Source organism: Emticicia sp. 21SJ11W-3, assembly GCF_024138715.1.
In the GTDB taxonomy this organism is placed as follows: domain Bacteria; phylum Bacteroidota; class Bacteroidia; order Cytophagales; family Spirosomataceae; genus Emticicia; species Emticicia fluvialis.
Genome location: NZ_CP092074.1, coordinates 4,060,054 through 4,071,479, shown reverse-complemented (window position 1 = coordinate 4,071,479; position 11,426 = coordinate 4,060,054). Strand labels below are relative to the sequence as shown.

Sequence of the window (11,426 nt, the reverse complement as noted above, 5' to 3'; positions counted from 1 at the left end):
CAACCCCGCAGACGTTTATTTTTATTGTAAAGTTTGTGGGGTTGTAGAAAAGTTTTCTAAGCCATATTAAGTACAGATTTATATCATTATTTTGCAGCAAAAAACACCCATCATGGATATCAGGCTTTTACAAAAACAAATCAGAAGGGTTTCGCTGGTTCTGCGCTTATCGGTTCTGCTTGTTTTTGTTTCTATTGCCGCATTAATTTATACGCTTTATTTTCCTCATTCAAAAAGAGTTTTCACAAAAACAAAACAGCTTGCCAACGTTGCGGCAGATTCTAATTTTATAAATGTGTGGAGTGCGCCGTCCGACTGGCGATTAAGCCGCCTTGCCGTTGACGAACAGGAAAGCATTAAGTATGGCCGTGAACTGATAGCCCATACTTCGGCCTATCTGGGGCCAAAGGGCAGCGTGGCGGCTATATCAAACGGGATGAACTGCCAGAACTGCCATCTGGAGGCCGGAACCAAACCCTGGGGAAATAATTATTTTGGAGTACAAGCCAATTATCCAAGATTCAGAGAACGTTCGGGTACTAAAGAGAACCAGGTAAAGCGGGTTAACGATTGTTTTGAACGCAGCCTGAACGGACATCCGCTTGATTCCACCAGTAAAGAGATGAAGGCAATTCTGGCTTATATTAAATGGTTAGGCGCTGATGTGCCGCATAAAACCACACCCAAAGGTACAGGCATTTTTAAACTTAAATTGCTTGACCGCGCAGCAGACCCCATTAAAGGTAAGGCTGTGTATGAGCAAAAATGCGCCAGCTGCCACCAGAAAAACGGAGAGGGTATGCTGGCCGAAAGCGGTAGAGAGTATAGTTTTCCGCCGTTGTGGGGGCCACATAGTTATAATGTTGGGGCTGGGTTATTCCGGATATCAAACTTTGCCGGTTATGTAAAGTTAAATATGCCTTTGGGGGCTTCTTTTGATAAGCCGCAACTAACCGACGAGGAAGCATGGGATGTAGCCGCTTTTGTGAACACTATGCCCAGACCAACCAAAGATTTAAGTCATGACTGGCCCAAAGTTGCCGCAAAGCCTTTTGACCATCCTTTTGGGCCTTATGCCGACCCGTTCTCAGAGGTTCAGCATAAATACGGGCCTTTCAAGCCTATTAAAGACTGGAAGGCATCTCATCACTAACAAGACAATTTTAATATATTGGATAATTAATGAACAGTATCTCGCAGCCGGGGTACTGTTTTTATTTACTTTTCCTTTCAGAATGTAACATTTGTCACGGTACAGCCCAACCAGGCCACGTAGTTTTGTAATACTAATTACTGATACATGAGGCAAATAAGTGTGGTTTACCTGCTGTGCCTGTTTTTTATACCAGTACAAATGCTAAAAGGGCAGGAGCAGAAGGCTGTGATTAAAACGGATACTTCAATAATAGCTTACAAGCTGATTAAAAATGGCAGGCTTTATGGCAGAGTGCGGAATTATTTTTCTGCCACCGTTAATCAGGGGGCGCTGACCGATTATTTCGCCTGGGCAGCCGGTGCAGGTATCGGTTATGAGTCGCCCGTTTTTTTCAAACATTTCAGTATGGGCATCAGCGGTTTTACGCAGTTTAACCTGTGGGCATCAGACATGCTGAAACCAGACCCCACAACCAGGCAGGTAAACCGCTATGAAGTAGGGCTTTTTAATTTAGAAGACCCGAACTCCGGCAAGGACCAGACTCGCCTGGAAGAACTTTACTTTAGATTCAGAGCAGGCAGGAAACTGAATATCACGGCAGGCAGGCAGTACCCGTCAAGCCCATTTTTAAACGTGCAGGATGGCAGAATGCAACCTACGCTGATAGAAGCTGTGGTGACAGACTGGAAGCCCAACCAAAATCTGGCCATTCATGCCGAATACATCGGTAAAATTTCACCTCGTTCAACTATTAAATGGTTTTCAGTAGGCAAAAGTATGGGGGTTTATTCGATGGGTGTAAACCCTGACGGCTCGGTCTCTGCTTATAAAAATAACATCACAACCCGCGGCATTGGTGTACTGGGTTTAACATTTACCAGAAAAAACTGGCAATTACAACTTTGGGATACTTATCTGGACCAGGTACTGAATACTGCCTTTGCTCAGGTTGAATGGAGGTCGGTACCCCAGGCAGGATTTAACTGGTTTGCAGGAGCGCAGGCTGTTTTTCAGCATACGCTGGCCGATGGCGGTAATGCAGACCCGGCCAAAACTTATGCCTTGCCCAGTGGTGGTGCGCAGGTGTTTTCAGGTCGGTTCGGCCGGCAGGCGAAAAATTTCAGCTGGTTCGTAAACGTAACCAGAATTACTGACAAGGGCAGATACCTGATGCCCAGAGAATGGGGCAAAGAACCCTTCTATACTTTTATGCCCCGCGAGAGAAACGATGGTTTCGGCGATTTATCTGCCATTTCAATTAACAGTGCCCTGCAGTTAAGGTCTGATTTGAGTCTGGAAATAAGCGGAGGGTATTATCAATTGCCTGATGTAAAGAACTACAACCTTAATAAATACGGAATGCCATCGTACACCCAGTTGAATCTTTCAGTTACCCATAAGTTCGGCCAATACCTGCGTGGCCTTAGCACCCGCCTGTTATTGGTGAGGAAAGACGCCACGGGTGAAACCTACCAGAACATGAAATTTATATTCAACAAAGTGAATATGACACACCTGAACTTAATTACAAATTACCAATTCTAAAAAAAATCCTTATGAAAGAAATCCTCGAACTGATTACCCAACCCTGGCCCTGGTATGTTGCCGGGCCGCTTATTGGTCTTACAGTACCCACACTGCTATTAATTGGCAACAAATCTTTTGGTATCTCTTCTTCTTTGCGGCATATATGCGCTGCTTGTTTTCCGGCAGATATTCCTTTTTTTAAATACAACTGGAAAAACGAAATATGGAATCTGGTTTTTGTATTGGGGGTATTTTTTGGAGGAATGATAGCCACCCATTTTCTTGAGAATCCGAATGCCTTTGTGTTGTCTGAAAATACCATAGCAGACCTTAAAGCGCTCGGCATAAAAGATTTCGGCGGCTTAATGCCCGCCGATTTGTTTGCAGTAGCAGAGTTGTTTACCCTAAAAGGCTTTGTGTTTTTTGTGGTGGGTGGTTTTATGGTTGGTTTTGGTACGCGCTATGCAGGCGGCTGTACTTCCGGCCATGCCATTATGGGGTTGTCTAATCTGCAATGGCCCAGTCTGGTGGCTACCTGCTGTTTTATGGCTGGGGGCATTTTTATGACGCACCTCGTTCTTCCACATATTTTAAAACTTGTTTAAGCATTAAAACCACTTTGTACTTCAATGAAAACCACTAAAGAGCAGATTGAAATAAGCGGGGAACCCTTTATATGTGAAGCCCCTAACGATATGAAAAGAGCCGAAGGCCCTTTGGAAAACCTGAAATATCTGGTGGTAGGCATAGCCTTCGGTATTGTTTTTGTGAAGGCCGAAATCATTTCCTGGTTTCGTATTCAGGAGATGTTCAGGTTTCAGAGCTTCCACATGTATGGCGTAATAGGAAGCGCCATTCTGGTAGGTATGGTATCTGTCTATCTGATAAAAAAATACAACATTAAAACTATGAATGGAGAAGAGGTGATTTTCCACCCCAAGAAATTCCAGAAAGGTCAGATTTACGGCGGTTTGATTTTCGGGTTGGGTTGGGCACTAACGGGCGCCTGTCCGGGCCCGCTTTTTGCTCAGATCGGGAGTGGCTTTGTTGTGGTACTTGTTACATTGGCCAGTGCAGTGGCAGGCACCTGGGTGTATGGTTTTTTGAAAGATAAGCTCCCTAACTGACCGAGGTTTAGATGGTTAAATGTTGAGATAACTCCGGATGTTTTTTCCGGAGTTATTTTCTTAACATAGATTTTAACTGAATCAGATATCATATTTAGAAAAGTATATCTGCCATTAATTCAGCCTTGGGTCGGTTGGATAGTTAGATAACACCTTGTATTCGCCACCCATGTTTTTAAGCACCGAACGCCAGAACTGGTCTGCCGGGGTATCAAAAATAAAATGGGCATTGGTTTCTGTAACAATCCATGAATCGCGCTTCATTTCGTCATCCAGTTGCCCGGCCGACCACCCCGAATATCCTACAAAAAGGCGAATGTCTTTTTCTGTAATTTTACCGATGTTAATCAGTGTTTTCACGCTTTCAAAATCTCCTGACCAGTAGATACCTCCACCCAGCGAAACAGCCCCTTCAATTTCATCACCAAGGCGATGAATAAAGTGCAAAGTGTTCTGTTCAACGGGGCCACCCAGAAATAAAGGCAGGTCTCCGTAAATATTCTCCAATACGTCGTCCAGTTTCAGGTTAGTGGTCTGGTTCAGTACCAGCCCGAAAGACCCCTGCGCGTTATGTTCACACAATAGCACAACGCTCCGTTCAAAATTGGGGTCACCTAAAAACGGTTCAGCAATTAATAATTTCCCTTTACCTACCGGCATATTCCTTGGCTTATGTGTAAAAAAATATTTTTGTATTCGGGCGGGTTAGCAAAACACCGCTTTAGCAACCGCTCTGAAAACATTCTCCAAAATAGAGGTTTTCAGACTAACGAAAAAACAATTTCCTGAAAATCTTGCTATTGTAAATTTAAAATTTATGAACTATATTGCCTTGCGAATTGAACTTTTAATCTTAATAGTTATATGGGCAGGAAAGTTTTAGTTTTGAATGCCGACTATAGTGCATTAAGTATCTGTACCGTTCCCAAAGCTTTTTCGTTAGTGTACCTCAACAAAGCTGAACTGGTATCAGACTCCCAGCGGGGCTACCTCCGGACCGTCAGTAGCACTTATCCGCTCCCCTCAGTTATCAGGCTTCACCGTTACGTAAGTTTACCGTTCAAAGGTGTGATGCTCAGCAGGCAGAATGTATTCAGGCGGGACGGTAACAAATGTGTGTACTGCGGAAGCCACGAAGACCTCACCCTCGACCACCTGACACCTAAATCAAAAGGCGGAAAAACAAACTGGGATAACCTGGTAACCGCCTGTCGCCGTTGCAACTCCCGAAAAGGCGACCTTTCCCCTGAAGAAGCAAACCTCTCTCTCTCCCGAAGACCCTACAAGCCCTCATTTATTATGTTCCTCCGCGATTTCGCAGGCTCCATAGAGGAGAACTGGGTTCCTTTTCTGGGTATCAGAGAGAAAACCTAAGGCTTTAAACTCATTGTATTATCATGCCGGTAGTTTATTAGCATAAACTAATCAATAAGTAGTCTATAATTGTAGTAGATTATTTTGTAGGTTTGTGCATAAAACTATTGTAATATGCTCGAACTTCTCAAACAGCCCTGGCATTGGTCAGTAGCCGGTGTCATTATAGGTCTTTTTGTCCCTTTGCTCTTAGTAGCCGGCAATAAGGCTTTCGGAATCTCGTCGTCTATGCGGCATATCTGTGCAGCTATTCTGCCCGCTAAAATTCCTTACTTTAATTATGACTGGAAGAAAGAAAGCTGGAATCTGGTTTTTGTAGCCGGTGTAGTTATCGGTGGCTGGATAGCGGCGCATCTGCTTACTAACCCTGAACCTGTAAAAATAGCCGACAGCACCCGTGCTTATCTGCAATCTATTGGTATTCAGGAGTACGGCGCTCTGGTACCCACCGATTTGTTCAGCTGGGAAAACCTACTGACCATTCGCGGATTCATATTTATGGTAGTAGGGGGCTTTCTGGTAGGTTTTGGCACCCGCTATGCAGGTGGTTGTACTTCGGGGCATTCTATTATGGGTTTGTCTAATCTGCAATTACCCTCGCTTATAGCCACTATCTGTTTTATGGCAGGTGGTTTTATAGTTACCTGGTTTGTAATACCCTATTTAAAATGAGCAACATGAAAGATATTAAAGATATAGACCAGTTAGATTTTGAAACACAGAATCTGGCAGAAGAGGCTCCCAGGAAAATTACCCCTGCCAGTTTGCTGAAATACCTTGTGTTTGGTATGGGCTTTGGTATTGTGCTGGTTAAGGCCGAGGTTATTTCGTGGTTCCGCATTCAGGAGATGTTCCGGCTTGAATCTTTTCACATGTACGGCGTAATAGGCACAGCTGTAGTGGTGGGTGCCATATCAGTACAGATTATCAAAAGATTAAATATAAAAAGCCTTAACGGCGAAACCATTAAGCTAGACCCGAAGCCTTTCAGCAAAGGGCAGATATATGGCGGTTTGCTCTTTGGCTTTGGCTGGGCGTTAACAGGGGCTTGCCCGGGGCCTATTTATGCGCAGATAGGTACTGGAGTTACCGTGTTTATTGTTACTTTATTAAGCGCACTGGCCGGAACCTGGTTTTACGGTTTAATCAGAGAAAAACTACCGCATTGAGCAAATGGCTTATTTAAAGTCAAAAAAATATAATAAAAAGCTAATATATGGGTAGAGACATTAGCAAATGCTTGCTTAATTTGCTCTATCATTATTTCAATCCGATATACTCATGAAAAAATTATTGTTGTTATTACTGTTGAGTCCGGCAATGCTTTTTGCTCAAACCAAAGAAGTGAAGCTGGTAAGAGACGATACGGGCAAGAAAGTAAATGTATTAATAGACGGTAAACCTTTTACTTCTTACTTTTATCCGGGTCCGGATGTACTCAAAAAGGCTGTTTTGTATCCGGTTTATACGTCAAAAGGAACATTGATTACCCGTGGCTGGCCGCTGGACCCTCGTCCGGGCGAAAGAGTTGACCATCCACACCATGTAGGTATCTGGTTGAACTACGAAGACGTAAACGGCCATGATTTCTGGAATAACTCTAACACACCACCCAGCGCCAAGGGTACTTATGGTACTATTGTGCATACGGGTATCAAATCAGTAAAATCAGGTAAAAAAGGTATATTGGTAGTAACTGCCAACTGGCTGGATAAAGAGGGCAAAGTAATGCTGACAGAAGAAACTACTTATACTTTTCAGGGTACAGGTAACCAACGGATTATAGACAGAGCTACCACACTTACAGCAGCTGATAAAGAGGTGGTGTTTAAAGATGTGAAAGACGGCTTATTTGCGATTCGCGTAGCCAGAGAACTGGAACACCCATCAAACAAGCCAGAAGTATTTACTGATGCCAGTGGTGTGGCTACTAAAGTGCCTGTGCTAGACAACAAGGGTATTGTAGGAAGCTATCGGAACAAAGAAGGTATCGAAGGAGAAGCGACCTGGGCAAAACGCTCGGAGTGGGTAAACCTGAGAGGCCAGATTGGTGACGAGAAAATATCGGTAGCCATTATTGACCACCCTAAAAATCCGGGGTACCCGGCTTACTGGCATTCACGCGGATACGGTCTTTTCTCGGTGAATCCATTGGGACAAAAAGTATTCTCAAACGGTAAAGAGACATTGAATCTGACTTTGGCACCGAAACAATCTACTACCTTCCGTTACAGAGTGGTAGTAACATCTGGCGAGGTGTCTGATGCTGACTTAAATAAACTGGAAACAGATTTTGGCAAGTAAGAGATAGATTAAATAGCAGGAAAGGGTGTCACGATTATTCGAGACACCCTTTCTTGTTTCAGATAATTCCATTAGTAAATATTTATAAGTTCGATAAAAGTATCACGTAGTGATAATATATCTGTAGTTATAAGCCCTCTAACAAAGTTATGTAGTCCCGTAGGGACGATTTATTAATATACCGTCCCTACGGGACTTTGAATGGGTTTTACGTCTTAATTTTCTACTGATATTTCGTCCCTAACGGGACTTTTTAACCTACTGTTGGCATAATAATTTATGACTAGTTGACGCGAAAAGTTAGCAGGAAAAGTATCACGTAGTGATAGTATATCTGTAGGAAAAGAGGTCTCTTAATAAGCTCGAAATCCCGTAGGGATGATATATTAACATATCCTACCTACGGGATTTCGAATGGGTTTTACGTATTAATTTTCTACTGATATGTAGTCCCTGACGGGACTTTTTAACCCATTATCATTTAAAAAATAATTCTTACAACAACGCCCCCGTACCATTCACATTCGGGAAGATGGGCTTGCCTTTATCAAGATATACACCCGTAGCAGGGTCGTTGGCAATCAGGATAGAGCCATCCATATCTACGTAGTCTAATAACGGCAATAACTGCCCGATGGCCGAAATACCAATGCTGGTTTCGGTCATGCAGCCGCACATTACTTTCATGCCTAACTCACGGGCTTCGGCTATCATTCTTCTTGCGGGTGTTAAACCACCGCACTTAGCCAGTTTTACATTTACGCCGTGGAAACGCCCGAAGCATTTTTTTACATCTTCTTCCACGATGCAGCTTTCGTCGGCAATCAGTGGTAAAACAGAGTGCTTCATTACTTCTTCCATAGATGCGTACTCACCTTTTGCCATCGGCTGCTCAATGAACTCTACGTTCAGTTTGCTGAATTCAATAGAATTTTTGATGGTTTCTTCCACGCCCCAGGCGCAGTTGGCATCTACCCTGAAAACAGCATCGGTATGCTTGCGGAGTTCTTTTACAATCTCCACGTCGTGGTCAGTACCCAGCTTGATTTTGTAAATCGGGAAATCGAACTCCTGCATTTTTGATACCATCTTTTCAATGGTATCAATACCGATTGTATAGTTTGAATACGGAACCTTATCTATCGATAATCCCCAGAGTTTATATAGCGGCTGCCCCAGTTTTTTACCAAACAAGTCCCACGCAGCCATGTCTAAGGCACAGTGCGCAAAAGGATTATCTTTCAGGTAAGGGTACATGGTTGCCCAGAAATCTTCCGGATTCTGCAAATCGTAGTTCTCAATTAACGACTGGTATTCGGCCAGCGTATCTCTCATACCCTCGGCGGTTACACCATAGTAGGGTATAGGGGTGGCTTCACCATAGCCGCTGTGTTCGCCATCTTGCAGCTCAACAATAAACGCATCGATATCATCTCTCGAGCCATGTGCAATGGTAAAAGTATGCCGCATTTGCAGCTTTAGAATATGGAATTTCAATTTCATGGGAGAACCATTGAGCGAATTAGTGATTGAGCGAATGAGTGATTAATTGTTCGCATTCATCAAATTTATAGATTTACCAGCTCATTGCCTCTTAAGATAGGTACTACGTCGTACAGGTCTTTTTGAAGGCAATAGGCAATGTCTTTATGAATACCCAGGTTTTGCAGGCGACGGATATGTGATGAATTAGCCAGATAACCGATTAAATCGTCTTTGGCCTGATTGTACAAGCGAAGCGCCATAATGGCGCTGTCTTCAGGTACAAAATACTCGTCTTCCAGCGCGGCGATTAATGCCCCGGCAAATAGCGTATCTTCTATGTTTACACGGCCTTTCCAACCGGCACATAGCACCAGTACATCATAAGGCTGCGTTTTCAGGTAAGTAACTATGGCATTCAGGTTCAGAAAAGACCCGGCCAGCACTTTTACTGCCGATGCCTTGGCTTTGGTGATAGAGTAGGTGCCGTTGGTGGTGGTCATGGCTATTTTTTCACCAATCAGTTTTTCGTTCATGTAGCTGAACGGCGAATTGTCAAGCTCAAAGCCTTCTACTTTACGGGCATTGCGCTCGGCAGCGGCAATATAACCTTTCTCCTGCAGGTTTTTGCACTCCTCTACGGTTTCTACCGGAATAATGCTCTTAACGCCATAAGCAAATGCAGTAACCATGCAGGAAGTAGCACGAAAGATATCTGCTATAATTACAATGGAGTTGTCGATATTATGCAGGTGTAGTAAATCCGGCGTGAGGCAAACGTCAATATTTTTCATTCAGTGATAATAAAAAAACTCAGACAACAGGCTGGCTATCTGAATCGGTTTTAGTGACTAAAATTTCAGCAAATATGCCAAAAAATGCTGTAAAAGCCTATTAAAAACGCTAAATTGCAAGCACAAAAATTGAACAGATGATTTCGATAATAGTAGCCATTGCTGAAAACAGAGCCATAGGAAAAAACAACCAGTTGCTTTGGCGACTCTCAACCGATTTGAAGCATTTCAAGACGCTCACAAGCGGCCATGCCATCATTATGGGCCGCAAAACGTTTGAGTCAATCGGTAAGCCGCTGCCCAACCGCACCAATATTGTTATTACCCGTTCGGATAAGGTTTCAGATGATGCTTCGGTTCTGATAGCCGATTCTATTGATAAAGCCATTGAACTGGCAAAACAAGCGCAAGGGGCCGATGAAATTTTTATAGTAGGAGGAGGAAATATCTATGAACAGGCGCTAAGTATTACCGATAAAATTTATCTCACCGAAGTAAAGGTTAACATTGAGGGGGATACTTTCTTCCCTGAATTGACTGCTGATGAATGGCAGGAGGTTTCAAGAGTAGCGCATCAGAAAGATGAGAAGAATGAGTATGATTTTGATATTGTGGAATTGGTGAGGAAGTAATACTTTTAACAACTTAACTGTGATGAGAATATGTTAGAAAAACTTTTGCCTGAAGACAACAGAAAACGTAAATGGATTGCAATAGTTATTACTGTACTCATTGCCGGGTTGTTGACACTCTGGGGTATTTACGGTATGAAACAGTATGGAATAGCCTTATTTATTCTTACCCCTCTGTTTATTGGGTTCTGTTCATCTCTTTTGTATGGCATTAATAAGGAAATCACTAAAAGTGCTGCTATTCGTATCGGACTCAACACGCTCAGTGCTTTTGTTCTCGGTCTATTGATTTTTGCAATGGAGGGAGTAGTTTGTATTATAATGGTTGCTCCCATTGCAATTGTAATGACAATGGCTGGTAGCCTGATTGCTTATACTATGACCAAAAAGAATTCAGGCCATGCAACAGCAACAATTATATTGTTGATAGGAATTATTCCTCTTACAGCGTTTGTAGAAAGCAAACAGGAGCCGGATTTAACCCATGTCGTTACTTCAATTGAAATAAAAGCTGACCCAAAAACTGTTTGGAGAAACGTTGTAGAGTTTCCTAAATTGGCAGAGCCTACTGAATTTATCTTTAAGACAGGAATTGCGTATCCAATTAATGCAAAAATTAAAGGAACTGGAGTTGGGGCTATAAGACATTGTAACTTCACAACTGGTAGTTTTGTAGAGCCAATTACAGTGTGGGATGAACCGCGACTTTTGAAGTTTGATGTGGCAGAACAACCCGTACCTATGAAAGAAATAAGTTTCTGGGACATTGATGCACCACACCTTCACGATTATTTTGTTTCAAAACAAGGGCAATTCAAATTGACGGCTCTGCCTAACGGAAATACTCTTTTGGAAGGTACCACATGGTATTATCATAATATTAAACCTGCGTTTTACTGGGAGATTTGGAGCGAATACATAGTTCACAAAATTCATGAGAGAGTTCTGATTCATATAAAGCAGAATGCAGAGAGAGAGGGAAAGATTTAATGCCTTAAAGTTGAATAAAACAAAAAAGCCCGGCAAAACC

At 42.8% G+C, this 11,426-nt stretch carries 13 protein-coding genes; 10 read left to right on the top strand and 3 right to left on the bottom strand.

The annotated features are described in order from the left end of the window. Positions 1–112: 112 nt before the first annotated feature. The 4 genes from MB380_RS17295 to MB380_RS17280 all read left to right on the top strand — a co-directional run bounded on the left by MB380_RS17295 (position 113) and on the right by MB380_RS17280 (position 3,810). A complete protein-coding gene (locus MB380_RS17295) occupies positions 113–1,153 on the top strand; it encodes a c-type cytochrome (RefSeq protein WP_253528857.1) in 1,041 nt (346 codons plus the stop codon). Between the two features lie 147 nt (positions 1,154–1,300). Continuing rightward, entirely contained in the window at positions 1,301–2,701 is a 1,401-nt protein-coding gene (locus MB380_RS17290; protein ID WP_253528854.1) for a hypothetical protein, read from the top strand. An 11-nt stretch (positions 2,702–2,712) separates the two neighbouring features. Next, positions 2,713–3,288, top strand: a complete 576-nt coding sequence (locus tag MB380_RS17285) for a YeeE/YedE family protein (RefSeq protein WP_253528852.1) — start codon at positions 2,713–2,715, stop codon at positions 3,286–3,288. A 24-nt stretch (positions 3,289–3,312) separates the two neighbouring features. Further along, positions 3,313–3,810, top strand: a complete 498-nt coding sequence (locus MB380_RS17280) for a DUF6691 family protein (protein WP_253528851.1) — start codon at positions 3,313–3,315, stop codon at positions 3,808–3,810. A gap of 114 nt (positions 3,811–3,924) precedes the next feature. Here the strand turns inward: MB380_RS17280 and MB380_RS17275 are convergent, their stop codons facing one another. After that, positions 3,925–4,470 (bottom strand): YqgE/AlgH family protein, encoded by a 546-nt coding sequence (locus MB380_RS17275; protein ID WP_253528849.1) that lies wholly within the window; start codon positions 4,468–4,470, stop codon positions 3,925–3,927. A 204-nt stretch (positions 4,471–4,674) separates the two neighbouring features. On the opposite strand from MB380_RS17275, the gene MB380_RS17270 reads away from it, so the two are divergent. The 4 genes from MB380_RS17270 to MB380_RS17255 all read left to right on the top strand — a co-directional run bounded on the left by MB380_RS17270 (position 4,675) and on the right by MB380_RS17255 (position 7,488). Then, positions 4,675–5,184 carry an HNH endonuclease gene (locus tag MB380_RS17270; protein ID WP_101728402.1) on the top strand — a complete coding sequence of 170 codons (510 nt, stop codon included), beginning with the start codon at positions 4,675–4,677 and terminating at the stop codon, positions 5,182–5,184. A 114-nt stretch (positions 5,185–5,298) separates the two neighbouring features. Beyond that, positions 5,299–5,856 (top strand): YeeE/YedE family protein, encoded by a 558-nt coding sequence (locus MB380_RS17265; protein WP_253528847.1) that lies wholly within the window; start codon positions 5,299–5,301, stop codon positions 5,854–5,856. A 5-nt stretch (positions 5,857–5,861) separates the two neighbouring features. Beyond that, positions 5,862–6,353 (top strand): DUF6691 family protein, encoded by a 492-nt coding sequence (locus tag MB380_RS17260; protein WP_409014598.1) that lies wholly within the window; start codon positions 5,862–5,864, stop codon positions 6,351–6,353. A 112-nt stretch (positions 6,354–6,465) separates the two neighbouring features. Next, entirely contained in the window at positions 6,466–7,488 is a 1,023-nt protein-coding gene (locus MB380_RS17255) for a PmoA family protein (protein WP_253528845.1), read from the top strand. Between the two features lie 495 nt (positions 7,489–7,983). Here the strand turns inward: MB380_RS17255 and MB380_RS17250 are convergent, their stop codons facing one another. Together MB380_RS17250 and MB380_RS17245 are read right to left on the bottom strand one after the other, a co-directional pair. Continuing rightward, positions 7,984–8,991: a dipeptide epimerase gene (locus MB380_RS17250; RefSeq protein WP_253528842.1), complete on the bottom strand. Its 1,008-nt coding sequence runs from the start codon at positions 8,989–8,991 to the stop codon at positions 7,984–7,986. A 65-nt stretch (positions 8,992–9,056) separates the two neighbouring features. Continuing rightward, a complete protein-coding gene (locus tag MB380_RS17245) occupies positions 9,057–9,764 on the bottom strand; it encodes a 2-phosphosulfolactate phosphatase (protein ID WP_253528839.1) in 708 nt (235 codons plus the stop codon). A 137-nt stretch (positions 9,765–9,901) separates the two neighbouring features. Here MB380_RS17245 and MB380_RS17240 point away from each other — a divergent pair, with 137 nt between their 5' ends. Both MB380_RS17240 and MB380_RS17235 read left to right on the top strand, forming a co-directional pair. After that, entirely contained in the window at positions 9,902–10,396 is a 495-nt protein-coding gene (locus MB380_RS17240; RefSeq protein WP_253528836.1) for a dihydrofolate reductase, read from the top strand. 30 nt (positions 10,397–10,426) lie between these two features. Then, positions 10,427–11,386 (top strand): SRPBCC family protein, encoded by a 960-nt coding sequence (locus MB380_RS17235; RefSeq protein WP_253528833.1) that lies wholly within the window; start codon positions 10,427–10,429, stop codon positions 11,384–11,386. Positions 11,387–11,426 lie beyond the last annotated feature (40 nt).